Genomic DNA, 26,870 nt, shown 5'->3' on the forward strand with positions numbered 1-26,870 from the left:
GCGCCACTTTGCCATCAGCACGATGCCGGCAGGATGCCGGCGCTCCCAGGCGCTACCGCGCCAAATCCAACCTTTTCCGCCTGTCCCTCCCCCCCCTCGCTAAACAGTTACCGTCGATCACACGCCGTAAACCGGGCGGGCGTAGGCTCCGGTTTTGAGCTGGGCCTGGGTCACGTCGCGGCGGCAGAAGCGCAGGAAAAAGCCCCAGGCAGCGCCGTTGTTGAGGTCCATTGCCACGGTCAGCGTGTGCGCGCCGGCGGTGAGACGGACGGTCTTGCTGCCTTCGTCGGGGAAACAGGGATTGATGCCGTCGAGCGCGTCGTAAAATGGCGCGCCGTCGATCCAGAGGCGGAAGGGTCCGTCGTATCCGGTGAGGACGTCGAGCTTCATTGGTTCGGCAAGGTCGAGGGTCGCGGCAAAGTAACAGTGGCCGGATTTTCCCTGCCATTGCAGGTGTTCGTTGATGAAGCCGTCGGCGGCGTAGCTGACCACGGGGGCGGCGGTGACGTCGGGGCACGCCAGCCGGGCGAGCGGCGCGGCAGGGGTCATGATGACAGGCGTCTTGCGCCATTGCGTGACGAAGGGGAGCAGGGCTTTGGGCTGCGCGAGACGGATGGGGCCAAAAACCGGCAGCGCGCAATCGCGGGCGTCGGTGATGTTGCAGATGGGCGCGTTGCCAGGACCGTAGGCCAGACGCACTTCGGAAAGGGCAACGCCGGGGGCGATGTGAATCGTGGCCGTGTCGCCGTGCAACGTGGTCTTGTAGATAAAGGGCAATGGCAGCCCGGCGGCATCCATGAGGGCAAATCCATGCGGTTCCGGCGCGATGCCGTCGGGATTGCCGGCGCTGCCGACGACGCGCAGGCCGCCGGGCACATGGTCAAACGCGATGTCGATGCGCCCGGCTCCGGTTGTTTTTTCGACCTTGAGCGGCGAAATGGAGCGCCAGCGCGGAGGTGGCTGTTCGCGGCGATTCCGGTAAACGAGGCGGTCGGCCACGCGCGCCATGCGGCGGGCGAGCCGGGGAAAGGCATCCGTGCTGATGTGGATGCGATCGTCGAGCGTGAGGTCAATGGCGACGACGGTATCCAGGTTTTGGATTTTTTTCGGCAGGAGGCGCTGTTGTTCCTGCACGGAGTTCCAGCCTGTTTCCGGGCGGATGCCGAGGACGCGCGCCAGTTGCACGATGATCCAGGGCAGGTCGGGCTGGCGCAGGTCGCGGCGGGTGGCGGCGACGAGTTTTTTCATGCGGTCGGTGTAGATCGCGGCAAGCGGCGCGGCGGTGTCGCTCTCGCCTTGATACCAGAGGACACCGGCGCAGGGCTGGCCGGTGGCGCGCATGGAGAGGAGCATGGAGCCGTATAGGGAGCCGTCTCCGAGTTTTTTGTGCAGCGGGTTCCACTGCTCCATGCTGGTGCCGCCGTGCGCGGTGCACACGAGGGCTTGCGGCACGCCGGAACGGGCGAGCATTTCGTGCGCGAAGGGCAGTCCCACGCCAGCGCCGCGGAGGGCGGTGCGGCGGTGTTGTTCGGCGCGGGTGCGGTCCCAAGTCGCGCCGTCGTTGTGGCACGAGTCGGGCGATTCCCAGCGAATGTGCAACGGGTCGGCGGCCTGACGCCATTCGCGGGCCATCGTGAAGGCGCGAATGAGCGGGTGCGGCCGGGCGCAGTGCGGGCTGTCCATGAAGCCGCAACCTTCCATGTTGCTCTGGCCGGCGAGGAGCCACACGTCGCCGACATAAAAGGAGCGGATACGGGTTTGCACGGATGCGGCGGATGCAGCGGATTTGGCGGACGCCGCGCCAATGGTCAGCGTAAGCGTGTAGGGTCCGCCGGCCGGGATGTTTTTGAGCGTGACGGTAAACCGTCCGCGGGCGGCGGCACCCGCGCGAATGTTTTTCCAGCCGCGAACGGGAGCTTGTTTTTTTTCGCCTGCGCTGGCGAGGGTGGCGAAAACCGGGCCGGTGGCCGTGGTCTCGCCGGAGAGGAGCGCGCTGGCGCCGCGTTGGCCGAGTCGTTGCAACACTTGGCCTTCTGCGAGGCCGGAGGTGATTTTCATGGAAGGGAAAAACGCATACGCTGGCAGGACAGCGCGTCGGGATAAATCCGAAAAATGAACCGTGGCGGAACAGCGAGAGCATCCTCCTCATTTCGCCGCCCCATTGACGCGGGCAGGCGCAAGGCGTGTGATGCGCGGTTTCCTCGTTTTCTTCCGCGTGAGCACATCCGACAACTCCTCCTCCATCCCGCCACAAGCCGTCTCGGCAACAGCAGCCTCCTCTGTCCGGGGCGGGCTCGCGGCCGGGGCCAGTTTTGTCCTATGGGGGACGTTCCCTATCTTCTGGAAACAGATGCAAGGAATCTCCGCCTGGGAGCTGATTTGCCACCGGATGGTGTGGTCGCTGTTTTTCCTGTTCGCCGTGCTGGCCTGGCAGAAGTCGCTGCGCGGACTCTCCGCCGCGTTCGCAAGTCCGCGCCTGATCGGACTCAATGCGCTGAGCAGTCTGCTGCTCGCCGCCAACTGGCTGATTTATGTGTGGGGCGTGAACCATGACTACGTGATCGAGACCAGCCTTGGGTATTTCCTTACGCCGCTGTGCAACGTGGTTCTCGGTTCCGCTGTATTGCGCGAAAAACTACGCCGCGCGCAATGGAGCGCGGTCGCGCTGGCGTCGCTCGGAGTGGGGCTGCTGCTGGTCCGGCTCGGGCATGTGCCGTGGATCGCGTTCGGGCTGGCCGGATCATGGTCGTGCTACGGCATCCTGAAGAAAAAATCCGCGCTCGGCGCACTCGCCGGTCTCACGGTCGAGACGTTGTTGCTGTTCCCCATCGCGGCCGCGGCACTCGTCTGGCTGGCGCTGCGCGGCGGGGGCGCGCTCGGCCACGTGAGCGCGGTGCAACACGTGTATGTGCTCAGCGTCGGGCTGGTGACGGCGGTGCCGCTTTTGTTGTTTGGCTGGGGCGCGCAACGCCTGCGGCTGACCACGATCGGGCTCCTGCAATACATCGGACCCACAATCCAGTTTCTGATCGGTCTGTTCGTTTACCACGAGACGCTGCAAACGGAGCAGTTGTGGGCCTTAATTCTCATCTGGGCAGGGTTGATCGTTTACTCCACCGACAGCGTCCTCGCCCAGCGGCAGCGCGCTTACTGACTGATGTTGGCATTTGATACCTGGTAGGGAGGCCTCTCCGAGGCCTCCGCCAAGCGTAGTGTGAAGGAGGATACGAAGCTCATAGGTGGATGGAGCGTGGTTTCGGAGGCCTCGGAGAGGCCTCCCTACCAGGTATCAAATGAAATGCTTTTTTAAAAAGCTCCCTGTTCGATCACGACTTGGGCGCGGCGGTTTTGCCGTCCGCTTTGGGCGTATCGGGCGCAGGAGTGGCCGTCGCCGCCGCCGCGCTCGTGCCAAGGAAGGCGGGCAGGTTTAATCCCACGCTCTTCGCTATTTCGTTGAGCGGCAGCACGCCTTTATAGAGGTCGTTGACGAACTGGCCGGGACCATTGGTTGCGGCCCCTGCGCCGCCCGCTCCGCCAACTCCGCCGCCCATGACGACGACTTTTTCAAAGGTCAGACCCTTGATCGCACCGGCCTGCACCTCGGCGATGCGGACGATATTTTCCGCAATAAGGAGTTGCGTCGCGCCGGCGGTGTCGTCGGCCACGCGAAGGAGTTTTTCAAAGCCCTGCGCCTTGGCGTCGAGGATCGCGCGCGTGCCCTCGGCTTCGGCTGTAAGTTTTGCCTGGATACCGCTGGCCTCGGCGCCGAGCTTGGCGCGGATGCCGGCGGCCTCGCCTTCGGCCACGCGACGCACGCCTTCGGCTTCGGCGTCTTTCTGGATGACCCAGGCGTTGGCCTGGCCTTTCTGAATGATCTCGGCTTGCGCGGCCTTGGCCTCGGAATCGATGCGGACGCGCTCTTTTTCGATCTCGGCTTTCACGATCTGGTCGGCTTTTTGCGCGGCCATTTCGCGGTCGGCGCGGGCGAGTTCGGCCTCCTGCTCGGCTTTGTAGGACTCTTGAAGCGCGCGGGCCTCGGCGACTTTTTTCGCGGCTTCGGCGCGGCGGCTGGCCTCGGCCTGCTCGGCGGCGAGGTCGGCGTCGGAACGGGCAATGACCATCTGCGCGGTGTTTTGTCCTTTGCGCGCCTCGGCCTGGGCGCTGGCAACGCGGATCGCCTGGTCGCGCTCGGCTTCGGCGCGTCCGGTGGCACCGCGCTGGTTTTCCTGCGCCACGCGGATTTGAGCGTCGTTGATCGCCTTGGCGGCGGCCTCCTTGCCGAGCGCGTCGATGTAGCCGGACTGGTCTTTGATGTCGCGGATGTTGCCGTTGATCATGCGGAGGCCGACCTTGTGAAGTTCGACTTCGACGCCCTTGGTGATCGAGGCGATGAGCTTTTCGCGGTCGCCGTTGATCTCTTCGATCGTCATCGAGGCAAAGACGACGCGCATCTGGCCCATGATGATTTCGGAAGCGAGTTGTTTGACTTCGTCCATCGTGCGACCGAGCAGGCGAGTGGCGGCGTTTTGCGTAACGGTGGGTTCGGTCGATACGCCGATGGTGAACGACGCGGGGGCATCAATGCGGATGTTCTGGCTGGAGAGCGCGCCGCGCAGTTCGATGTCGATGCTGATGGGCGTGAGGTCGAGATAACCGTAGCTCTGCACAAACGGCATCACGAAGGTGGCGCCGCCGTGGTAGCAGCGGGACGACGATTCGCTGCCCAGTTTGCCGTAAACCACAAGGATGCGGTCGGGCGGGCACATGCGATAGCGGGAGATGATCGCCATCGCCATGATGAATACAAAAACGAGGGCGAGGCCCAAAAAGATAATAAGTCCGGATGGCATGTTTGGATGAGTTGCTGGGTTGTGGTTGAGGAGTTGCGTATCAGAAAAATCAGTACAGGGGGGGGGGGGGGGGAGGGCTAGACCAATGGTTCGACGAGCACGGAGCGTGCGTCGATCACCTCGACGACCCGGACTCTGGTTCCGCTGGGAATGGGTTGATCGCCGGCGCTGAACGCCGCCAGAGTCTCCCGCCGTCCGCCGAGGTTGAGCATCACCTGACCGCCATCCGCGCGTCCGGGCGGCAGTGTGATATAAACGGTGCCGACCACACCCACGGCGTCGCCGATGCGCATGGTGCCATCGGTGCGCATCGACATCATAAAACGGATCATGACCACCAGCAGCGACATGAGCGCGCCGCCCGCCACGACCGCCGCCAGGGTTGCCGCGCCGATGGACCATCCCGCGTCGAGCGCAATGCCGCCCACCCAGCCAAAGCCGAGGAAAAATCCGGTGAGCGGTTTCACGGAAAAAATGCCGCCGCCCCCTTCGTGTCCGAAATCGTCCACCGCATCAAAGGCGTCCTGCCCTTCAATGCCCACAAATGAGAGCACCGCCAGAATGAGTGCGAGCAGGCCGGACAAGAGTCCGGTGCCGTAAAATATCTGTTTGGCGAGGTTGAGGTTTTCCCACCAGTTGAACGCGAAATCCATAAAAGCGAGGGTTGTCATGGTGATGGTTGCGAGGGGTATCGTTCCCAATTCTCAAATCAATACTAACCGGCATGGAAAAACTTTCACTGTTTCCATCAACGCCAACCCCGACAAAGACGCCCCATCACGTCATCGGCCACCAAACGTAGAGGGAAAAATACACGAGCACGCCCGTGATACTCACGTAATACCAGATGGGAAACGTCCAGCGCGCCCAGGCCCGGTGGCGTTCCAGGTTGCCCCGAATCGCAAACAAAAACGTCCGCGGCACCAGCCACGCAATCGCCATGGCGAGCAGGATGTGCGAAATGAGCATCGCGTAATACACGCCGCGAATCGCTCCCTCGCCGCCAAACGGCGTATGCACGCCGCGGATTAGGACCTTGTGCGTCACATAGCCGACGAGAAACACCGCCGACACCACGACCGCCGACATCATGCAGCGCCGGTGCGCCTCCCGCCGCCCCGCCTTGATAAAACAATACCCCGCCGTGAGCAACACGGTGGCAATGCCGTTGAGCGTGGCATTAAGCGCGGGCACGTCCTGGAGGGAAAAATTCATTCGTCAAAAACGCATACGATGTAAGAGAAATCTCACGCGGAGACGCGGTGGCGCGGAGGAGAAGAAACTATTCCAAAGAATATTTCCCCCTCCGTTCAGGTCTTCTTTGTTCTCTTTGTGCCCTTCTGTAAAACTCATCTGTTTTTTCCTCCGCGCCTCCGCGTCTCCGCGTGAGATTTTTTTCAAACAAACCGGTCCGCGACAAGCAACCCGAGTTGCAAGGGCAGCCAGATGATCGACGCAAAAAACAACCGCCGCGCCATCGCATCGCGCCGCGCAGGATGCAGGAACGCGACGGCCCGCCACACGAACCACACGCCGAGTATCGCCGTGGCCACGACATACGCCACGCCCGCGCCGACCATCCACCACGGCAACAGCGCGGTGGCGATGAGGAGCAGCGCATTGACGAGCGACCAACCCGCCACGCCCGCGCCCCCCGGATCACGCACCGGCAGCATGGGGAAGTGAACGCGCCCGTAGTCGCGCCGGTAAGTCCAGGCCACCGCCATGAAATGCGGGATTTGCCAGAAAAACAGGATGCCAAACAACACCCAACCCAAGCCCGCCACGCCGCCCGTCGCCGCACTCCAGCCGATGAGCGGCGGCAACGCGCCCGACACCGCCCCGATCTCGGTGGACCAACGCGACCAGCGCTTGGCCGGCGTGTAAACCGCCAGATACGTCACCATCGTGAGCAGCGCGAAAAATGCCGCCAGCCCGTTGGTCTTCGCAAACAACATCGCCAGCCCCGCCGCGCACAACCCCCAGCCAAGCACAAACGCGCTGCCCGCCGGCACGCGCCCCGACGGGATGGGACGCCCCGCGGTGCGCTCCATGCGCGCGTCGGTGTCGCTCTCCATCCACTGGTTGAGCGCCGCCACGCCGCCCGCGCAAGCCGCCGTGCCCAGCACCAAAAATACAAACTCCCCCGCAAACCACCCCGGCCTCGCGCACAGGTAGGCGATCACCGTGGTGACGACGGAAAGAAAACTGAGCCGCGGCTTCGTCAACTCCAGGTAATCGCCCAACCGCGAGCGGACCACGATAACGTTTTCAGCGGCGCCAGCCAGAGCAGGCGCAGGCGGTGAAGAAGAGGCGGAAGTATTCATTGGGATCGGGATCGGGATAAAAATTCTTCGGTTTTTTGGCCGCCGCTCCACCACGTCACCCCAAACGTCGCCGCCAGCAGCAGCGCGCCCGTGATGACATGAGCCGTCGTGTAGTTGGGGCTGCGATACGTGAGCACCGAGAGCGCGCCAAGTGTGACCTGCATGGCGAGGAGCCCCACCAGGACGCCCGCCGCCACCTTCATGCCCGCGCCCGCCGCGTGGTCGCGCCACACACGAATCGCGAGCGCCACCAGCGCCACCGTGAGCACAACCGCGAGCACGCGATGGGCAAAGTGGATGCCAATACGAAAATCCCACGCCGACGGCAGCCATCCGCCCTCCGGCGTGCTATACGGAAAACTTGAAATCGCCAGCCCCGCAAAGCTGTGGCGCATCACGGCGGCCACGCCTAGCTGCACGAGGAGCAGCACGCAACAGACCGCGCCCGCGCAGGCGATCCCCTCCCCCCCCCCCCCCCGCCCCTCTTCCGCTCCATCCACGGACGTGAAAGCGAGAGCGCAATGGCGATAAGCGCGCAGACAAACACCTGCGCCAGCACGGCGTGCCCCATGGCGAAAAGCCGTCCCACGCTGGTTTCGATCGACTCGATGTGCAAATGATCGAGCAACACCCGCAACCCGCCCAGTAGTGCCTGCGCCATGACAAGCGCGAACGCCGCCACCGCCAGCCACCGCAACCACGCACGCGCGTCCGTGCACCACACCCAAACCGCGATTACCAGCGTCAGCGCCGCCATGAGCCCCGCGCTCAACCGATGCGAATGCTCGGCAAACATCGCCACATCCGTCAGCCAGCCATCGGGGTTGATGGAGCCGTTGGAGAGCGGCCAGTCGGGAAAAATCATGCCCGCGCCAATGCTGGTCGTGAACGCGCCGAGCAGCACGAGAACAAACACCCAGCCCGCGCCCAGCGCGGCAAACCACGCCCGCGCCGGCTGCCAGTCCGCAGTGCGTCGAAGCCGGCGGCGGAACGTCCCGGCGACGACAGTGCCGCCGGATGAATCGGACATGGTCATGAAATCGGGCAAGAGTGGCAGAGGTTGGTCGGTCAACCGCAGAGCGAGTGCGGGAAGTTGCATTTCGCAATGCGGCCTTTGACATTTTTTCCACGCCGGAGAATCGATTCTGACGGATGACTCGGAAATTCTTACGCATAACGATCGCATTGCCCGTCATTGCGCTGGCGCTCGCGACAGGCTGCTCGCGTCACGAACCAGCAGCGGCACCGTCGGCGGAGACGCAAACCGGCGGCGAGAAACGCCATCCGTTGGCGGGACAAGTCGTTTCGATCGACCCAAAGCGCGGCACGCTGGTCGTCGATCACGAGGAGATTCCCGGCTACATGCCGGCGATGGTGATGGAGTTTGCCGTGTCACCCGGCGACCTCGCCAACGCCACGGAAGGACGCCGTCTGCGCGCAGAAATGGTTGAACCCGAAATCCCCCCCGAAGGCGACGCGCCCGCGTTTCGCCTCGAAAAAGTGTGGTTCGCCGACCCCGTGGCTGACGCCCGCATCGCCTCCGCCGCCGACGCCCTGCGTCAGGACACCGCAATCCGCGGACGCGGCGTGTATCGGGAAATCGGTGAAGACCTGCCCGGCTTCACCCTCTATAATCAAAACGGCGAAGCCGTGCCGGCGACGCAGTTTCGGGGACGATTTGTGGTCATCAACTTCATCTACACCCGCTGCCCTGTGGCCACGATGTGCCCGGCATCGACCCGCCTGATGCAGTCGGTGCAAACCAAGGCGCGCGCAGCGGGCGTGGACAACCTCTCGCTGGTCTCGATCTCGCTCGATCCCGAATACGACACCCCCGGCGTGTTGCGCGACTACGCTGCGTCGCATGCCATCGACACGAGCAACTTCTCGCTCCTCACCGGTCCCGGTCGCGCGATCAAGGACCTGCTCAACCAATTCGGCGTGCTCGCCGACGGACGCGACGGCCCGCTCATCAAGCACACGCTCTCCACGCTCCTGATCGATCCGCAGGGAAAAATCATGTGGCGCACCGACGGCACAACCTGGTCGCCCGACGACTTTGTGGCGCGGATGAAAAAGGGGGCATGAACACGACCAACACGCGTGAATGGCGCCAGGCCGCCTGGATCACGGCAGGCGCGGCGGCATTGTTTTTCGCCGCGCGCTGGCTGCCGACGGGCACCAACCTGAGCCACCAGGATTTTCGCGTGGACGGACCCGGCATGACTGGCGCAGGCGGTGCGAGCATCGAATTTTGCGACCCGGCCAATCCGCAATTCCTGCCCGTCGTCGCAGTGCGCTCGCCCGTGGTCACCACGCTGCGCACCGCCGACGCCGCCCCCGTGCAACAAGACCGTGAAACCCGCTTCGTCCTCACACTCGCCACCTCCGGCGGCAAACCCATCGGCCCCGCCGACCTCGTGCTCATGCACACGCGCAAGCTCCACCTCATGGTCGTGGACCCGACGCTGGAGGACTACCAGCACCTTCATCCCGAACCCGGCGAACGCGACGGCGAATGGACTTTCATCATGACCCCGTATCGCTCTGGCAACTACCGCGCATTCGCCGACTTCACCCCGCTTGCGACCGGCCGCGGTTTGTATGCCTCGGCAGAGTTTGAAGTTCATGGAGGGCGGGTCTCCCGACCCGCCATTGCTGTCACAAAAAACGAATACACCTTCACCCTGAAACCCGCCGCCACGCCCATCCGCGCAGGCCAGCAGGCAAAACTGACGTTTTCGGTGACACGCGACGGCGGCGCTGGTCCCGTGCCTCTGGAACCGGTGATGGATGCGTATGCGCATCTCGTGGCCTTCGACGAGGCGCGAAGCGGTTTCGCCCACCTGCACCCGCAGGAAAACGATCCATTGCGTCCGCCCGATCCGGTCAATCCACGCCTCACCTTTGCCCTCACGATTCCGCAACCCGGCCGTTATGTGATCTGGTCACAAACCAGCTTGGCCGGCCACGAGACCTACGTGCCGTTCTGGTTCAAGGTGGAGCCATAAACGGTAAAAAAACGGGGACTCGGTCGGTTGTGTGTTTTTTACTCCTGACCGCGCCGGCGGGCGGCGTTGGGGGTTTCGCCAAAACGGGTTTTGAAGGCGCGACCAAAGGAGGCCGTATTTTGGTAACCGCTCATGCGGGCAACGACGTCGATCTTGTAATCGCTGCCGACGAGCAGACCTCGCGCGTAATTCATGCGCACGCGCTCGATTTCCTCGCCGATGGGGTGGCCGATATGTTTCTGGAAACGTTCGTAGGCGACGGCGCGACTGGTGTGCAGATCGCGCAACATGTCCTCCACCGTCATATGTTCGGCGAAGTGATCCCGGATGTATTCAAGAATCGCTACAACAAGGCGGTCGTCGCAGCGCGTGTGATCGGTGGACTGACGGGTCTCGACAGTGAGAGGCGGGACAATCACGCGGGGCAGAGGTTCCTGAATTTGTCCGCGCATCAGGCGGTCGAGCAGGCGCGCACCGTCATAACCGAGACGGGAAAGATTCACGTCGAGACTCGACAGGGGCACGCGACACATTTCGCAAAAACCGCGGTCGTTGTTCATGCCGAGCACGGCGATTTGCGCGGGCACACTGTAACCGAGGCCAAGCGCGATTTGCATAAAGGAGTCGGCCATCATGTCGTCGGGCGAAAACACGCCAAGCGGGAGACCGAGTTCCTCAATGGTCCTGCGAATTTTTTCCGTGAGGTTGGCGTGGTCCGTGGCCGTGCCTTCCGCCCATTGATTGGTGTAGATGGCGGCGGCCTTGCTGCCAATCGCCTTGCTGCGTTTTATAAAACTGCCGATCTGCGCACGAAACTCGAGGTTGGGATTGCCGCCAAAGGCGAGGACGTTGCGGCGTCCAATTTCATAGAGGTAGTCGGCGGCAACGCATCCGACTTTTTCGTGGTCGATCATGGTGATGCCATCCACCATGCGCGGTTCGTAGATGCCGCGCAGATCCACGCTTTTCGCGTTGGGAAAATAACAACGGGCATCGAACAAGAAATCCTCGCCCACGAGCAGCAGCACGCCGTCCACATCGGGTGAGACGGGAGGGAGTTCGTTGGCGTGGCGATTGATGGAGAGCACCCAGTTGGCGTCGCGCGCGTAGGCACGGACGCCGTATTCAAGTTTTGCGCACGACCAGGTGAAATGGGCAAGGACTCGCATGAGTCGGGTGCTGGGCTTTTGGGTGATGGTCGGCATGGTGTCGGATCAAAACCGACGCCGAACCATGTCTCAATCACTGAGCTTGCGGATGGGGAGGGGGGGGGGGGGGAGGGGGCGTTGGGGCCGGGGGCGGCGCGGGGTGCCGGTAGATGGGACGGTCAATGTTCGCTCCGGTGATGGTGTTGTTTTCGATGCGTTCGTTTTCCACGGCGCGGAGGTAAATGCCGCAGCGGGCGGCGGGAGAGGCGCCGTGGAGTTGGTTGGGGTCGATGATGGTATTGTCGGCAATCACGAGTCCGTTGACGTTGGTGGCTCCGATGCCGGCGCGCCCGGAGTCAATGATGCGGTTGCCGGTGATGGTGATGTCGCGGATGAAGCGGAGCTTGTCGGCGACAGCGCCATTGGCCCCGGCGTCGAGGATTTCAACGGTGATGGCTCCGGGGTTGCCGGATGCGCCGCCATTGTTGAGGGCACGGCGGATGGTGTTGTTGCGAATGGTGACTCGCTCGGCAAAGGCGTTGTCCTCGGCGGACTTGAGTCCGTCGCGGATGACGGAGTGGACGAGAACGGCAGGGAAGGCTGAGAGGTCAAAGGTGTTGTTTTCGACCACAATGCCGGTCCCGGCGAGGCGGACGGCGCGGGCGCGGTTGTTGAGGAATTTGTTGTCGCGAATAGTGACGTCGCCAAAAGACCAGGATGTGTTGAAGACAAGCGTGAGTGGTTCGTCGTGTATTGCGGAAGCAAATACGAGTGACTCGGTCACCGGGCGGTCCAGCGTAAGAGTGAAGCGGCCGCCAGACTCCGTTTCGACGTGAGTGAGGGTGTAGTCGGAGTGGCGCGCGTTCTTGAGATCGTAGATGCGCAGGTTGTCACCGGCAGCATAGTGGCGTACGCTGCCAGCGGTGAGGCGCAAGACGTTGGGACGGGGCAAGGCGTCGATGGTATTGCCGCGCAGGATGAAGTTGACGTTGTCGTCCTGAAGGGAGTCGAAGGTGTTGCGTTCGATGAGGTATTTGCCCTGGCCACCGACGAAGTGGAGTCCGTCGGCACAGGTGGAGATGGCGCGATCGGTGCCGGGGCGCGGCTCGAAAACGCAATCGCGCACGATGACGTCGCGGCACATGGAGCCGAGGATGGTGAATCCGCTGGCGGCGTAGATGGTGAGTCCTTCGAGGCGAACGTCATTGCAGTTGCGCAGGCGGATGAGCTGGCCGGCATAACGGGCCACGCGCACGTAGCGCAGGGGGCCGTCTCCCCGGAGGCGGCGGGCAACGTTTTTCTGGTTTCTGTAAAAGAAGCGAACGGTGCCGTCCTCGTTGAGGTGGGTGGGCGGGGCCTTGAGGGTGTTGAGTGCTTCGGGGAAGGCGAGGTTCATGCCTTGGCGGTTGAGCGTAAGCCAGGTGCTGGCGGGGTGTCTGAAAAGCGTGCCGGGTTGCGTGACGGGAGAGGGATAGCCGGGATCGGGTTTGAGAAGGAGTGAGTTGTCCTGGTCGGAGATTTCGAGCACTTCGCCTTGGGAGAAGAGAGGGAAGGCGTAGTCGAAGGTGAGGTTGCGGAGGGTGAGGCCGTCGCAGTTTTCAAAGAGGAGGCCGAGGGCAAACTGGCCGAGGACGATTTCGCTCCCGCGACCCTGGCCTGCGAGGGTGATGTTCTTGAGGCGGTCGAAGTTGAGATGCGCCTCGCTTTTGTTGCCGGAGACGAGCGTTGCGGGCGGGTTGGTTTTGATGTGAAACGCGCCTTCGGGAATCATGAGGGTGCCGCCGGGGTTTTGCGCGAGCCACTCAATGGCCTTGGCAAAGGCGGGGGCGCTGTCGTGTTCGGGGCCGGGTTGCGCTCCGAAGTCGGCAAGGCTGGCGATGGGCGCGGCGGTTGCCGTGGATGCGGCGTGAAGCGGCGCGCTGGCGAAATTCAGTATGCCAATGGCGGTGGCAATGGTGACAGCGCTGGCGATGAGTGAGGGGACGAGACGCATATGCGGGAACGTGTATTGGTTAAAAAATGACAATGGCGGCCGTTTGGAGCGTGGGGCGCCAGTCTGCCGGGTTAATAGGCGGGATCGAAGACGCCGTTCTTGTTGTTGATTAGATCGTCTTCGGGCCAGAGTTTCACATGGCCATCAACAAAGGTCACGTATCCGCCGCCGGAGTGTCGGTTGACGCGGCGGTCGCCGGACCAGAAATTTTTGTTGGGGTTAAAAATATTGGGCGAAGCCGACTCCTTGCCTTCGGTGTTCAGATTGAGCGGCGCATCGGCCACAAGCGAAACTCGGGCGGGGTCGGCGATTCTGTTAAGCGAGGCGGATTTGTTGTAGTTGGCCACCGCAACAGAGTAAGCGATGCCACCATACCACGAAGGATTTCTGACCAGGGGGCACACAAACACGCCGACGTTCATCGAGCCCCAGGCGCGGTCCCGCCATTTGCCGTCGGGCAGATATCCGCCGTCAACGAGCCGGTTGGTCCACCATGTTTGGTTGCCTGCATTGGCGTCGGCAAGCGGTGGAAATTGGGCGCGGTGATCGTTGGCATAGAGGATCAGCGCCTGCCCGACTTGTCTCTGGTTGCTGACGCATTGGGCGGCACGGGCTTTGTCACGGACTTTGCTCACCGTGGGGATGATGATGGCGGCAAGGATGCCGATGATGGCAATGACGGTCAAAAGTTCGATGAGCGTGAAAGCATGATGGCTGCGTTGGATGTTCATGGCGCGGGGGGGGGGGGGAGGAAGAAAGAGCGAGTCGTATTTTGAATACGGACACAAGATGTTCAACCGCGATGGCCGCGACTGCGGCGGAGGCGACGGAACAAAACCAGACTGCCAATCACTGCGCCCACGAACAGGGCGTATGTGCCCGGCTCAGGTATCGAAGAAGGTGATACAGTGAGGTTGATGTTATTCACGTAAGAATATCCATTGCCGGAAACGTAGATGTTGGCGAATGAGGAGTAGGCGGTGTTGGTGATGGAGATGGCGGGCGTGCCACTCGTGTCCGAGCCAAGAAAGAGGTTGAGCAAACCAGTGGATTTTTCCCATGTCAGCGTGACGGAACCGAAGTCGGAAACGGCGGTGGGACGGAGGTTGGCAATGCTTGCCGGGGTTATTCCAGTTCTGTCCGTGATGGTGATGTTGCTCCTGACGGCAGTGGACATGTTCACGTTGCTTCCGGAAATGGAGTAACCGAAACTGAGGTTGGCTTCTGTCACGCCATTTACTGTGCCGATCGTAAACGAGCCATTGGGTGAATATGTTCCTCCCGAACTGCCACCATTCCACGAGATGGCGTATCCATAAACCTTGCCCTCGGCATCGGGCGCACTCGCAACCAAGACATACATGCCGCCCATGAACTGGCTCATCGCAAGATCAGCGGTGAGCGTAAAACTGTCGGCGGCGATGCTCGCTGGGGAGAAACTTTTTTTGAGTTGGGTGTTGTTAAAACCGACGGCGCGATCCGTTCCGACATCGACGAATACGGGGGACACTTGCGACTTTGCCTGCTTCGTCCAGCCCCCTGCCTGCATCGCGGTGATATCTGCGTAAGCGAAGCCTTCGTGAATGTCGATGGCTGCAGGCGTGGCAGCGGATGCGGTGGCGGCGGCGAACAGGAATGCGGTGATAGCGGTGGACAGGAGTCCAGATGCGATTGAGGTTTTCATGAGTTTATGAGTTTTCGTGCGGGGATGGGTTGGTTGTCTGTTTGGTTGTTTTTTTTAGTTTGCCCGGGTTCGCTCGGATCACTGATCGAACGACGGTCACGATGGATGCCGTTGTGTGTCGCGTTCAAGAAATCGGGGTATGCGCGATTTCTTGAAAAGTATGCGGATCGTTCGGCAGGGCATTTATTAAAATGAGGGAATAAATTTCAACTAACTATTAAATAACAGGTAGTGACACTGTCATCGGAAATCATGTCATCATGCAAAATAGATTCTCGTGCTGCCAGGTATGCCACCGGAGTATTTCATCGCCCTGGCGTTTGATAACAACCAAAGGGCTTCGAGAGCGGCGACAACGGCGACGCCAACGATGGCAGCAGCGGTGACAGCGGCCTATCATCCGGCATTCGCTATTTGTGAATAGCGAACAATCGAACGGCTTGCCCGCCCGTTACGAAATGGGTGATGATCGGGCGATGTCCAAACCACACACGTCCGCCTTGCCCGGCGGCGGCGCTACCACCGCTTCCACGCCTGCCACGACTCCCGCAATGCATCCCGTCACGCCCGCCCTCAAGCTCAAGGCCAACGCCAAGGCGCGCGTTCTGGCAGGACATCCCTGGGTGTTTGCCAACGAAGTGGAGGCGCTCCTGCCGGCGGAGTTGGACGGCGAAGTCGTCGAATGCCGCGACCGCGCCGGGCGGACGTTGGGAACCGGCATCTACAATTCGCGTTCGCAAATCATCTGGCGCCGCCTGTCGCGCAGGCGCGTGACGCTTGATCGCGACTGGCTGCGCGGCGCGCTCCAACGTGCGCTGGTCCGGCGACAACCGCTCCCTGAACACGCCCGCCTCGTGTGGTCGGAATCGGACGAGTTGCCCGGCGTGGTCGTGGATCGCTTTGGCGCAACGCTCGTCCTCCAGGTGCAAACCGTGGCGATGGAAAAACGCCTCGATACACTGCTGTCGCTGCTCGACGAACTTCTCGCCCCCGAAGAAATCATCGTGCGCAACGATGCCCCCATCCGCCGCCTGGAGGGCTTGCCCTTGCACGTCACCACGCGCAGCGGACGCCCTTGGACGCCGCGCTGGGAACGCATCGACGGGCTCGACTACTGGCTCGATTTGCAGGCAGGACAAAAGACCGGATTTTACCTCGACCAACGCGAGCAACACGCCGCCGTCGCCAAATACTGCGAAGGCAAACGGGTGCTCGACGCGTTTTGCAACCAAGGCCCCTTCGCCCTGCACGCCGCCCGTGCTGGCGCGACAGAAGTCCTCGGACTCGACAGCGCCGAAGACGCCATTGCGCAAGCCCGGCGCAACGTCGAACGCAACCACCTCGCCGCCGACGGACGCGTGCGGTTCGAAGTCGCCAACGTCTTCGACTGGTTCAACGCCAACTCCGCCTCCTCCATGCGCCCCTCCCCCCCCCCCCCCTCCCCTGCCCGCTCCACCACCGCGCCCGCCAGCGCTGCCACCGCCGCTACCGCAACCGCCGGACTCTGGGACGTGATCGTGCTCGATCCCCCTCCCTTCGCAAAATCCAAGAGCGCCCTCCCCGGCGCCCTCCGCGGCTACAAGGAGATCAACCTGCGCGCCCTCCAGCGCCTCGCCCCCGGCGGCGTGCTCGCCACCTACACCTGCTCGCACCACATGCAGGACGCCGACCTGCGCGGCGTGCTCGCCGCCGCCGCCGTCGATGCCCGGCGCGACGTTCGCATTCTGGAATGCTGCCACCAGCCCGCCGACCACCCCGTGCTCGTGACCATGCCCGAAAGCGAATACCTGCGCGGCTTTATCGTGCGAGCCGAGTAGTGGAGCGACGATGACAGGATGAGCCAGACTTGGCCTCCAAATTGCTGTTGTTCTGCGCCCGTTTCACCTACAGTGTGCAGATTCTTCATTAAACATTGAACCAAAGGAGCAACTTCCCATGGCCATAAAAAAGACAAGCAAGACGCCCCAATCTACCCCCGCAAAAAAAACCGTGACGACCCAACCGGTCGCCGCGAAACCGGTGGCAGCCAAGGCGGCTGTCAAGCTAACCGTGTCTGCGAAGAAGCCGGCCGCTCCCGCCCGCAAGCCCGCAGCGTCCCCCGCCGCCGCTCCCGCCTCGGCCGCCCCGGCGGTCAAGCGCACCGCGCCCACGCCCGCCCTCACCGTGATCACGGCCTCGGTGGACGTTGGCTTTGGCAACGCGCTCTATGTGCGAGGCGACGGACCCGGCCTGAGCTGGGACAAAGGCATCCCGCTCACCTGCGTCTCCGCCGAACGCTGGACCCTGACCCTCGGCGAGACGAGCAAGCCCGTAGCCTTCAAGTTCCTGCTCAACGATGTGACATGGAGCGAAGGCGAGGACTACGTCGTGGCGCCCGGAGCCAGCGTCGTCCTTAAGCCCGCGTTCTAGAGCATTTTATTCAAAACTGCAGCCGCTGTCTTAACGGTAGGGAGGCCTCTCCGAGGCCTCCGAAACCACGCTCCATCTACCTATGAATTTCGCATTCTCACACTACGCACGGCGGAGGCCTCGGAGAGGCCTCCCTACCAAGTATCAAATGGCTCCAGCTTAAATGAAACTGCTCTAAAATCTGCAATCTGTATTCCGAAATTCAACTGTATTCCAGTAACGGATACACAACCAGTCTCATCAAAAGCGCACTCCTCGCGAGTGCGCTTTTTTTTGTGCGCGTGAGATAAAAGAGAAAACGAAACCGGGGGGGGGGAGACGATCACGCAGCAGCCTGCAACTGCCACAAGGCACTTACCGGCACCGCGTGCAGATCAGGACCAAACGCCACGCAGGAAGCTCCGGTATAAAGCAATTACACAAGTGGTGAGGCGACGGCCTTTCATGGTTGAAAATCAACCACGCCGTGGGTGATTTTCAACCACCTGCGCCTGCTGCGCAAGGCGGCGCGGTGTCGCCATCGTGCCATTCACCCTGAAGTTTCACGGTGCGCGGATGTGCAGGCAGACCGTAGCGGTTGGCATTGAGGAGCGAGATCAACAAATCCATCGCCGCCGCGCCCACCTGGTCGTTGCACTGGTCGATACCCGCGATGCCCTTCCAACCCGGATCGAGATCGATGTGCGCAAACGCCACGCTATCTTGCACCCCGCCACGATTGCCGCCGTGCCGCCCGCCCGGCACACGCACGCCCGCGTCGCGCAGCCAGTCGAGCGCGAGATGATCAGAGCAGATGATCGCATCGGGCTTCCCGCGGCGGTACCAAGCGAGAAAAATCTCCGGCCCCCAGTCTTTGCTCAGCAAGGGAGGGATCGTGTGTTTTTCCCCCGCCCGATACTGCTCCAGCAACATGGCCGAGAGCATGGCGGACTCGGCGTGTTCGGGGCGGTTGCCGTCGAGTGCGAGCCCGAGCCGACGATAGCCGAGCCGACGAAGATTGCGGATGGCGAGTTGCACGCTGTGGCCGTGATCGTTGCAGACAAAATCGACGGCATCGCCCTTCACCGGCACACCAAGTGCGACGAAAGCGAAGCGGTTCCTGTCGAGGGCGATTTGGTCAAAATCCACCTGTTTCACATGCACGATGAGTCCGCGGATACAACGGGCATCGAGCATCCGTGCAAGCGGCACAGACCCATGCCCGTCGTTCGCCAGAGTAAAATTTTCCACCAGATACCCGGCCCCCTCCGCCGCGTGATTGATGCCTTGAAGATAAAGGTGCGGGGTGCTGTGCACCGGGTAATGCGCGAGGTCCATGTAGGACAGGATGCCGACGATCGACTCCACCCGCCGCCGCAGCCGCGTGCCCACCTGGCTCATGAGCGCGGAGACCATCGGGTTGGGCCGGTAACCGTGTTGCGTAGCGAGTTTCAGGATACGGTGTCGTGTTTCTTCCGAGATGCCGGTCCGTCCACGCAACGCGATGCTGACGGCACTGGGGCTGACGTTGGCAAGACTGGCGAGTTCCCGGATGTTGATCATGACAGATGGTTGGATACTTTTGGAAGCATTTGGGAACAAATCAACTAAACGTGTATAGTTTCATGGGAATTGCGCACTGTCCGCTCACCCGATTGGGTTGCGTGCCATGCATTCCCCACGAACCACTTCCTTCCCCGTTGCCGCCACCCAGCCTCCGAAACGTGCCTTCACGCTGATCGAACTGCTCACCGTCATCGCCATCATTGGCATCTTGGCGGGCATCCTGATTCCGGTTGTCGGTCGCGCGCGCGAGTCTGCGCGCACCACGCAATGCCTCTCCAACTTCCGCCAGCTTGGCATGGCATTTCAGTTGTTTCTTGGTGACCAGAAGGATCTCCTTCCGCCCTACTCCGACGCCGACTTTCCCGGTGGCGCAAGCCTCGCCGCACTCCGCCCTTACGTGCAAATCAAGACAGACGGCCCTCCCATAACCGGTGTCTTTTCCTGCCCGACAGGAAAGCCCGTCCTTGAACGCACTTACACCAACACTTGGCTCCGTAATTCGTATCAACAAAATCGCAACTGGGACGGATTTGGGCGCAGCGAAAAAGGACGCAAATCCATCCGTTCGTTCAACGCTCCCTCCCTTGCCATCCTCGCTTACGAACGCTGGGGCGACCGTGACACCACTTGGATCACGCCCAACACACATACCTCCGTCCGCAACATCCTGTACGTTGATTTCCACGTAAAATCCGCCCGCAACCTCATGGACGTAACCGCGCTCTCCGACGCATTAAAACAAAACTGATCACATCGTCACAACCACATCACACACTATGAAACCGCACACCACACGCACCCCGCATCACGCATATCGCACACCTATCAAAAACCTCATGGGCGCCATCGCATTGCCCGCAATGATTTTGCTAACCGGCTTGGCACTGCCAGCTCTCTCCCTCCAAGTTCAGGCGCAGAGCACAGGCACGGATGTTTCGCGCTACACAAGCTGGACCGCCGAAGGTGTTACCTTTTCAGGAAACTCTCACGGCACCGCCTCGAATCCGACCGCCGCCGTATGGAGTTATTACCATCAGGCCGGGCTAAATGAGGACGGCACCATTCCCATCACCGAACTACTCCCTGCTACATCGTGGTCGGTAACGGCTTACTCATCAGCCAACAGCTTTTTTTTCCGCAATGACCCAGGCAGCCGAAATCGAGGACGAGTTGAAATAACAAGCACCGCCTTGTTCACCTATTGGACGGTCAGCAGTGGCAATCAGCCAGTGAACAGCTTCAAACCTTCCTGGGCCATCACCACCTACAAGGAATTTGCCGAAGATGGCGGCACCTACGACTTGGGTGGAAAACTTGCATGGGCACTCGGCACGACCGCTCCGTCCCAGGAGATTCGCATCACAATCGCCAAAATCAGCACCAGTGGCGGTGTATCCGTCCTGTTCAACACAACGGTGTCCACCAGTTCGAAAGATACGCCCATTACCGTTTTTGATCAGGCTAATGGAACCCTCCCGGCAACCCTGACCGGCATCACCCTCGCGCAAGGCGAACAACTCGCCTTTGCGATTCGCGGCAGTAGCGACCAATTCCGGAACATTCAACTCATCGACAAAGACCTGACCCTGACGCTGCGCCCTGCCTCCACACCCGGCATCCCCGAACCAGCACACGCAACCCTGCTGCTCGCCGGACTCGGAATGCTGATATTTCTCGCGTATCGCGCCACGTCCGCCGCACGCGCACGCCGCCAACAGTAAAACTGGCGATTCTCGTTTCCCCGTCTATTTCCTCTCCGTGTGCCCGCTTACCCACGAGCGCACGTCTGCTCTCTCGCGCGCCGGTCCCTCCCCTGTTCCGCTCGCTAACGCCAACCACCCTCCCATGCACGACCTCCCATTCCAGATTCTCTGCCAGACCGGATTCCGACTCCGCCAACGTCTTTCCAAAACACTGTCAATAGGAGGAGTTGCCACCCTTGCCTTTGCCGGATTGCTGACGCCGCCAACGCCGCTGACAGCGGTTCCCGAAAACCGCGCCGAAACTTTTGTTTTTTCAGACAACCCCACACTCTCCCCCGAAACCTGGACGCTCACCGCCGGACAACCAGCCGACGCCGTTGTCGCTCCGAATGAAAACCGTCTGCTGCTCACACCCGGCACAGCCGCCCGATCCGGCGTATCCAAAATACATGACAACACAGGCGGCGACGGACGGACCGCCTTGCGTTACCGGTTTTATCCCCTGCGATCGGGCAAACCGCGTCCCGCGTTTGGCGATTTTATTGCGCAAGTGCGTATAGAAGCCGACCCGGAGGCCGCGCCGCTGACCTTCTCATTGCTCGACACCGGCGACTGGTCATTGAATCTCGAATACGAACCCGCCGCCGCCCGCGCCCGCCTCGTCGCAGGCAACGCGCACGACAGAGAAAAACAAACCGGCAACTGGATCGCCCTCCCCCGTTATCGTTCGCCGGCGCAGAGTATTCAGGCATCGCAGAACACATCGCAAAACGCCGGTATTGCGCTGGCCCTTGTCCGTCGCGGCGACCGCATCGAAGCCCGCATCGGCGAAGCTCGCGGCAAACCCGGCGGCCTGCCGCAAAACCCCCGCGTCATTGGCCTCTGGGAAGGCCGCCTTGCCCCCATCGTTGACTTCGCCCTCTCGGTGCGCCCCGCCATTGCGACCGCTGCGGAAACCGCCCCGCCAGCCGCACCGCATCCGCAACGCATCATTGCGCTCACCATCGAACCACTCCCGGCGGAGAGTCTTTATTTCCAAACAAAAACCCGCCCCGGCTCCGCCCTCCCGCACGACGCCCCCCGTCCGCCCGGACTTCGCAACATCGGTGGCGATTACATGGGCGGTTATCTCTGGCCCCTCCATTCGCCCGACGCCCGCCTCACGATTCTCGCAGGAAACGCCGCCACGCATTCCGCCTCCGGCATTCTGCGCGTCGCCATTGCCGACTGGCAGGATCAACTCGTTGGTGACGTGCAACACATCCCGCTCACACTCGCGCCCGGCGAAGAACGGCAAATGGACATCACCCTCCCCGCCGACCGCCACGGCTACTTTATCGCGCACCTCTCGCTCCACGCCTCACCCGGCCACGCGCCTCTTGGCGCTCCCCGCGCCATTGCTTACGGCATCACCGCCGCGCCGCGTGCCGACGAAATGAGCAACTCCAGCCGGGTCGGCACCCACGGGGCGCCCTACGCACTCACGGGGGCCAAATGGGTTCGGTTCTGGGATTTTGGCGGACGAGCCGTTCACTGGTCGGGCATCCAACCCGCGCCCGACCGCTGGGACTGGGGCATGCTCGACGCCGCCGTGCAACGCACCGAAGAAGCCGGACTGGCCCCGCCTCTCGTCGTGCTGGGCATGACACCCGAATGGGCCGCCACCGAACCCGAACGCGGCACCTATCGAGGCAAGGGCGCGTATTCACCGCCCAAGGACATCGCAGACTGGAGCGAATACTGCCGTCGCGTCGCCGAACGTTACAAAGGCCGCGTCACGCATTACGAAATCTGGAACGAACCCAACAACAACAGCCTGAAGCCCCGCGGTTTCTTTTTCCACGGACCTGTTGAAAGTTACTTCGAACTCGTGCGTGCCGCTTACACTGCGGTCAAGTCCGTCGATCCCGCCGCCAAAATCCTGGCCCCCTCCGGCACCGGCCATTTTTTCCCGTTTCTCGAACGCTTTCTCGAACTCGGCGGCGGTGCCTATTGCGACATCATTTCCATCCACACCTACACAACGCCTTTCCCGCCGGAGATCGGATACCATTTCAACAGCGAGAAAAGTTACCTTCATCGCGTCGAAACCGTGCGTCGCATCATGAAACGCTTCGGCGTGGAAAAACCCATCTGGAACACAGAAATCGGCTATCACTCCGGCCTCGATCTCCTGATTGCCGGCGTGCCCGTCCGGCAAGACCAGATCGCCGCCGAAGCCCTGCCCGGCCACTGGCCCAACTGGAAAAACGCCTGGAGCTTCCGTCCCCTTGATCCGCGGCGAGCCACTGCTTTTTTCACCCGCTTTCTCCTCCTTTCCTCCGCCTATGGCGTCGAAAAAACATTCATCCACCACCGTCTCATGCAGACCGGCGCGGCCGACACCTCGCCCCTCATGCCCGCCCCCGCCGTCGGCTGGTTCAGCCGTCTGCTCGGCGACGCCACCTACGTCCGCGCCTACGTCTGGCACGACAACGTGCAGGCGCACGAATACAAGCTCCCCGACGGACGCCATGTGCTGGCCTTCTGGCGCGTTGAACCCGAGGGTTTCCACATGGGCGTCACCGATCCGCGCAAAACCAAAGCTGTGGATGCCACCATTGAAACCGCGCCCATTGCAGGCATCGCCGGCATTGACGATCAGAAACCCGTCGCAGCAGCAGCCGCCGAAGCCGGACCGCCTCGCGCCACCTACTTCAAGCCCGCGCGCATCGTCCCTGTAAAAATCCGTCTCAGCAGGCAACCCGCCAAAACATTCGATCTGTGGGGCAACGAACTGGTTCCCGAGACGGACGCTGCCGGTGCCATCTGGCCATTAACCGAAGCCCCGGTTTATGTCCTTTACGAAACGCCCCCCCCCCCCCTCACCGCTCAAATCACCGAAGCCATTGCATCTCCCGATCCTGCTCCGCCTGCGCTTACCACGGGTATCGGAAAACTCGTTACACTACCGGCTGTTCCCGTGCCGCTTTCCATTCCGACCAAAATCGAGCAGATGCTTCCCGCCTTGCGTCCGCTCCCGCTCAAACAAGCCGACCTTTATCCACAGACCGGATCACGGAACAAACTCAATGGCGGCGAATCCGTTGGCTGGACGTTGTGGGAAGACTCAGGCACTGGCACCTCTCGCATCGTGCTGGCGGTGCGTGGCGGCGGATTCCGTTACGCGATCACGGTCAACGGCCAGCCAGTCCCGACGAATTTCTGGCCCGCATGGCCGCCCCGCGAACTCGGACGTGGACGCGGTTGGGTGGAATTGTCCGCCATCCTCATGAGCGAACCGCTCCCACTACGGAAGGGCGACAAACTTGTCGTCACCGCCCTGCAAAGCAACAGCCGCCTCTACCAAGCCTGGAGCCTGCCAGTATCCCAAAATTGAGGTTCTCCGATATTTTCGGTGGTGCGGCAGCGCCCGTAGCGCAGGCATCTTGCCTGCAAACTAAATTGATTGCGCGAAGCGCGGTGACTTTTGCTGCGTTTATTTTTGGGAAGCGGCGCTTCGCGCCATTGACTTGATTGCAGGCAAGATGCCTGCGCTACGGGCGCTCCGTGTCTCTGCGTGAGATATTTCTGATCGGGAAATAGTATCTACCCTCGCCCATGCGGAGAAGTGTGGATTTTTCGCCATTTTCTCCTCGCCCCCTCCTCCCCCCCCTCCGCAACGTCTCAAGCATCATGGCCAAAGCTGTCCTCACCAAAACCACCTCTACTGAACTCGCCGGCGGCACCCCCGCCGACCGCAAAAACCTCGATCTTGCCGTCTCCGCCATCACCAAACAATTCGGCGAAGGCTCCATCATGCGCCTTGGCGACGCGCACAAAATGCAGGTCGAAACCCTCTCCACCGGCTCGCTCGCCGTGGACCTCGCCCTCGGCGTCGGCGGACTGCCCCGCGGCCGCATCGTTGAAATCTACGGCCCGGAATCCTCCGGCAAAACCACCTTCTGTCTCAGCGTCATCGCCGAAGCCCAGAAAAAGGGCGGACTCGCCGCCTTCATCGACGTCGAACACGCGCTCGACCCCAAGTATTCGCGCATCGTCGGCGTCAACCTCGACGACCTCCTCGTCTCCCAACCCGACAGCGGCGAAGACGCGCTCAACATCGCCGAAGCCCTCATCCGCTCCAACGCCATTGACGTCATCGTCATCGACTCCGTCGCCGCCCTCATTTCCAAACAGGAACTCGACGGACAGATGGGCGACGCCACCGTCGGCTCGCAAGCCCGCCTCATGAGCCAGGCCATGCGCCGCCTCACCGCCGTGGTCAGCAAGACCAAGTGCATCCTGATTTTCACCAATCAGATTCGTGAAAAGATCGGCGTCATGTTCGGCAGCCCAGAGACCACGCCCGGCGGTCGCGCCCTCAAGTTTTTCTCGTCGATCCGCATCGACATCCGCCGCAAAGAGCAAATCAAACAACCCGACGGCAAGATCATCGGCAACCGCACCAAGATCAAAGTCGTTAAAAACAAGGTCGCTCCTCCGTTCACCGAATGCGAATTCGACATCATGTATGACGAGGGCATTTCACGCACTGGTTCCCTTCTCGACCTCGGCATCGAGCACAAGATTCTCGAAAAGAAAGGCGCGTGGATCTCCTACGAAGGCCAGCTCATCGGCCAGGGTCGCGACGCCGCCAAGCAGGCCATCCGCGACAACCCCGAGCTCGCCGAAAAGCTCAGCAAGGCGATCTACGAAAAGGTCAACGTCACCGGCGGCACCAGCGTCACCGGCAGCGAGCCCGACGCCGCCGAGTAAGCGGTGCGTAAAACTCCGGAGGGCGGGTCTCCTGACCCGCCAGACGCGGCGCAGCCGCGCCCATCCGATCCCGGAACTGCGAGCCTCGCTACGCGAAGCTCGTCGGCGGGTCAGGAGACCTATAAGCGCTAACATGTTAAGATTTGATGAGGATACGGTGGGGGATGCGCTTGCGAGGAGGGTAGCCGAGGGAACCGCGTAGGCGATGGCCGCAGAGAAGGAAGAGGCTTAGGGAGAGAGGGATGGCCAGACAAGAGAGGAGACAATCGCGAGCGAAGACAAACTCAGTCCATCTGGAGTTAGTCAGGGAGGATGAATCCCCAGGGGGAAAAAACCTCTGATTGGAGGAGGGATTTTTCGATGAGCAAGCAGGTGAGTAATTTGGCTTGGAGCCATGAGCGGGAGCTGAGGGGGTCTTTTTTTGGGACGTGGCCAGTGTTCAGGAGTGATTTGAGGCGTTTGAAAGCCAGTTCGATCTGCCAGCGCAGGCGGTAGAGTTGGAGGATGCCGCGGGAGTCCAGGCAAGAGGAGGGCAGGGAAGTGACAACGACAATGTAATCAGCCATGCACAGGCACTGGCAGGAGGGTTTGCGGCCGTTTTTTTTGGCGCTGAGCCTGATTTTGGCTCGTTCGCGTTGGGCGGCCTGTGGGCTGACGCGAAGGGCGCACAGGCGCAAGGCGGTGCCGTCCTTGAGGAAGACGGGCAGTCCGGAGCACTGACGGGAACGCAACTGGGCCAGCCATGCGGGAACGTCCAGCGCATGCCCCTGCTGGTCAAACAAGGGCAGACTGGTGCTGTGCCAGCGTAACAGGACCGCCCCCTGATGATCCATCACATGCCTGATCTGCGGGGCTCGGCAAAAATTCCGGTCGCCCAAAAACAAATCCCCCTTGCGCACCTTGTAACGGCACAGACTTTCGCCCCCCTTGTTGTCGGTCAGTTCGGCCTGTTCGCAAAACAGGCTGGGCAGTCCGATCGCATAATGCAGTCTCCAGTCCGTTCCGCTTGCTCCGGATTCCTCTATGGTCGTGCTGTCCACCGCCACCGCCGTCCACCCTTCCGGCAATCTCGACCACCTCGGCTGTCCGGCCTGCTGCTCAAGCAACCTTACGCTCATCCACCTCAGCCAACCCTCCGCGTTCCTCAGCCTCTTGAGCAACGCCACATCCGAGACCTCCGGCAACCCTGCCGCCGCCCCCCTCGCCACCGCATGCCTCAACGACAGCCCGCTCCCAGCGTGCATCAATATCAGCCTGAGCAACTCCTCCGCCGTTCTTATCCCCTTGGCCTGCTTGAACGCTCCTTGCTCCCTGGCCGCCACCTCCCACCCTTCCGGCAGCAGCCCCTTCACCAGCCCCCACTCTTCCGTCATCCATGTCTTTTTCATCCCACCTATCTACCCGTTTCCTCCTCCCATGTAAAGACAACATGTTAGCGCGTA

General features: G+C 61.7%; 22 protein-coding genes. 9 read left to right on the forward strand and 13 right to left on the reverse strand.

The features are described from left to right. Positions 1–117 precede the first annotated feature (117 nt). Entirely contained in the window at positions 118–2,058 is a 1,941-nt protein-coding gene (locus tag OBACDRAFT_RS06590; protein WP_081721856.1) for a sialate O-acetylesterase, read from the reverse strand. A gap of 157 nt (positions 2,059–2,215) precedes the next feature. Between OBACDRAFT_RS06590 and rarD the strand changes: the two genes are divergently transcribed. Next, positions 2,216–3,154, forward strand: a complete 939-nt coding sequence (gene rarD, locus OBACDRAFT_RS06595; RefSeq protein ID WP_232766752.1) for an EamA family transporter RarD — start codon at positions 2,216–2,218, stop codon at positions 3,152–3,154. Between the two features lie 172 nt (positions 3,155–3,326). On the opposite strand, the gene OBACDRAFT_RS06600 is transcribed toward rarD, so the two are convergent. From OBACDRAFT_RS06600 to OBACDRAFT_RS30600, 6 genes are all read right to left on the reverse strand, one after another. After that, positions 3,327–4,850 (reverse strand): flotillin family protein, encoded by a 1,524-nt coding sequence (locus OBACDRAFT_RS06600; RefSeq protein WP_043583967.1) that lies wholly within the window; start codon positions 4,848–4,850, stop codon positions 3,327–3,329. Between the two features lie 77 nt (positions 4,851–4,927). Next, complete coding sequence (locus OBACDRAFT_RS06605; RefSeq protein ID WP_043583969.1) at positions 4,928–5,521, reverse strand: NfeD family protein; 594 nt, start codon at positions 5,519–5,521, stop codon at positions 4,928–4,930. A 106-nt stretch (positions 5,522–5,627) separates the two neighbouring features. Next, positions 5,628–6,065 (reverse strand): DUF420 domain-containing protein, encoded by a 438-nt coding sequence (locus OBACDRAFT_RS06610; RefSeq protein WP_043583971.1) that lies wholly within the window; start codon positions 6,063–6,065, stop codon positions 5,628–5,630. Positions 6,066–6,247: 182 nt separating this feature from the next. Further along, complete coding sequence (gene cyoE, locus OBACDRAFT_RS06615; RefSeq protein ID WP_043583973.1) at positions 6,248–7,177, reverse strand: heme o synthase; 930 nt, start codon at positions 7,175–7,177, stop codon at positions 6,248–6,250. Then, entirely contained in the window at positions 7,174–7,608 is a 435-nt protein-coding gene (locus OBACDRAFT_RS30595) for a COX15/CtaA family protein (RefSeq protein ID WP_043583975.1), read from the reverse strand. The genes cyoE and OBACDRAFT_RS30595 overlap by 4 nt, the downstream gene beginning before the upstream one ends. Beyond that, complete coding sequence (locus tag OBACDRAFT_RS30600; RefSeq protein WP_269799059.1) at positions 7,587–8,207, reverse strand: COX15/CtaA family protein; 621 nt, start codon at positions 8,205–8,207, stop codon at positions 7,587–7,589. The genes OBACDRAFT_RS30595 and OBACDRAFT_RS30600 overlap by 22 nt, the downstream gene beginning before the upstream one ends. 155 nt (positions 8,208–8,362) lie before the next feature. On the opposite strand from OBACDRAFT_RS30600, the gene OBACDRAFT_RS06630 reads away from it, so the two are divergent. Further along, entirely contained in the window at positions 8,363–9,265 is a 903-nt protein-coding gene (locus OBACDRAFT_RS06630) for an SCO family protein (RefSeq protein ID WP_232766753.1), read from the forward strand. Continuing rightward, positions 9,262–10,188 carry a hypothetical protein gene (locus OBACDRAFT_RS06635; RefSeq protein WP_043583978.1) on the forward strand — a complete coding sequence of 309 codons (927 nt, stop codon included), beginning with the start codon at positions 9,262–9,264 and terminating at the stop codon, positions 10,186–10,188. Before OBACDRAFT_RS06630 ends, OBACDRAFT_RS06635 begins: the two co-directional genes overlap by 4 nt. Positions 10,189–10,226: 38 nt before the next feature. Here OBACDRAFT_RS06635 and OBACDRAFT_RS06640 read toward each other — a convergent pair whose 3' ends face one another. The 4 genes from OBACDRAFT_RS06640 to OBACDRAFT_RS06655 form a co-directional block, all read right to left on the reverse strand. After that, positions 10,227–11,393, reverse strand: a complete 1,167-nt coding sequence (locus OBACDRAFT_RS06640) for a substrate-binding domain-containing protein (RefSeq protein WP_052361354.1) — start codon at positions 11,391–11,393, stop codon at positions 10,227–10,229. 37 nt (positions 11,394–11,430) lie between these two features. Beyond that, the gene (locus OBACDRAFT_RS06645; protein WP_043583980.1) at positions 11,431–13,329 is read right to left on the reverse strand and encodes a right-handed parallel beta-helix repeat-containing protein; all 1,899 of its coding nucleotides are present in this window, start codon (positions 13,327–13,329) and stop codon (positions 11,431–11,433) included. A gap of 71 nt (positions 13,330–13,400) precedes the next feature. Next, positions 13,401–14,060 carry a type II secretion system protein gene (locus tag OBACDRAFT_RS25070; protein ID WP_157836945.1) on the reverse strand — a complete coding sequence of 220 codons (660 nt, stop codon included), beginning with the start codon at positions 14,058–14,060 and terminating at the stop codon, positions 13,401–13,403. Between the two features lie 62 nt (positions 14,061–14,122). After that, positions 14,123–15,013, reverse strand: a complete 891-nt coding sequence (locus OBACDRAFT_RS06655) for a PEP-CTERM sorting domain-containing protein (RefSeq protein WP_052361358.1) — start codon at positions 15,011–15,013, stop codon at positions 14,123–14,125. 416 nt (positions 15,014–15,429) lie between these two features. Between OBACDRAFT_RS06655 and OBACDRAFT_RS30605 the strand changes: the two genes are divergently transcribed. Beyond that, entirely contained in the window at positions 15,430–16,830 is a 1,401-nt protein-coding gene (locus OBACDRAFT_RS30605; protein WP_157836937.1) for a class I SAM-dependent rRNA methyltransferase, read from the forward strand. Positions 16,831–17,002: 172 nt separating this feature from the next. Beyond that, the gene (locus tag OBACDRAFT_RS28850) at positions 17,003–17,422 is read left to right on the forward strand and encodes a CBM20 domain-containing protein (RefSeq protein WP_198529854.1); all 420 of its coding nucleotides are present in this window, start codon (positions 17,003–17,005) and stop codon (positions 17,420–17,422) included. A 477-nt stretch (positions 17,423–17,899) separates the two neighbouring features. On the opposite strand, the gene OBACDRAFT_RS06670 is transcribed toward OBACDRAFT_RS28850, so the two are convergent. Further along, on the reverse strand, positions 17,900–18,964 hold the full coding sequence (locus OBACDRAFT_RS06670; RefSeq protein ID WP_043583982.1) for a LacI family DNA-binding transcriptional regulator: 1,065 nt from the start codon (positions 18,962–18,964) through the stop codon (positions 17,900–17,902). A 106-nt stretch (positions 18,965–19,070) separates the two neighbouring features. On the opposite strand from OBACDRAFT_RS06670, the gene OBACDRAFT_RS25075 reads away from it, so the two are divergent. The 4 genes from OBACDRAFT_RS25075 (at position 19,071) to recA (ending at position 25,428) form a co-directional block, all read left to right on the forward strand. Beyond that, positions 19,071–19,715 (forward strand): type II secretion system protein, encoded by a 645-nt coding sequence (locus OBACDRAFT_RS25075; RefSeq protein WP_052361366.1) that lies wholly within the window; start codon positions 19,071–19,073, stop codon positions 19,713–19,715. Between the two features lie 28 nt (positions 19,716–19,743). Next, positions 19,744–20,688 (forward strand): hypothetical protein, encoded by a 945-nt coding sequence (locus OBACDRAFT_RS06680; protein WP_043583984.1) that lies wholly within the window; start codon positions 19,744–19,746, stop codon positions 20,686–20,688. 124 nt (positions 20,689–20,812) lie between these two features. After that, complete coding sequence (locus tag OBACDRAFT_RS06685) at positions 20,813–24,049, forward strand: GH39 family glycosyl hydrolase (RefSeq protein WP_043583986.1); 3,237 nt, start codon at positions 20,813–20,815, stop codon at positions 24,047–24,049. 296 nt (positions 24,050–24,345) lie between these two features. Further along, a complete protein-coding gene (gene recA, locus OBACDRAFT_RS06690; RefSeq protein ID WP_043584097.1) occupies positions 24,346–25,428 on the forward strand; it encodes a recombinase RecA in 1,083 nt (360 codons plus the stop codon). Between the two features lie 299 nt (positions 25,429–25,727). Here recA and OBACDRAFT_RS26305 read toward each other — a convergent pair whose 3' ends face one another. Then, positions 25,728–26,816 carry an IS4 family transposase gene (locus OBACDRAFT_RS26305; RefSeq protein ID WP_081721820.1) on the reverse strand — a complete coding sequence of 363 codons (1,089 nt, stop codon included), beginning with the start codon at positions 26,814–26,816 and terminating at the stop codon, positions 25,728–25,730. Between the last annotated feature and the right edge of the window lie 54 nt (positions 26,817–26,870).

The sequence above is a fragment of the Geminisphaera colitermitum TAV2 genome, assembly GCF_000171235.2.
Taxonomy (GTDB): domain Bacteria; phylum Verrucomicrobiota; class Verrucomicrobiia; order Opitutales; family Opitutaceae; genus Geminisphaera; species Geminisphaera colitermitum.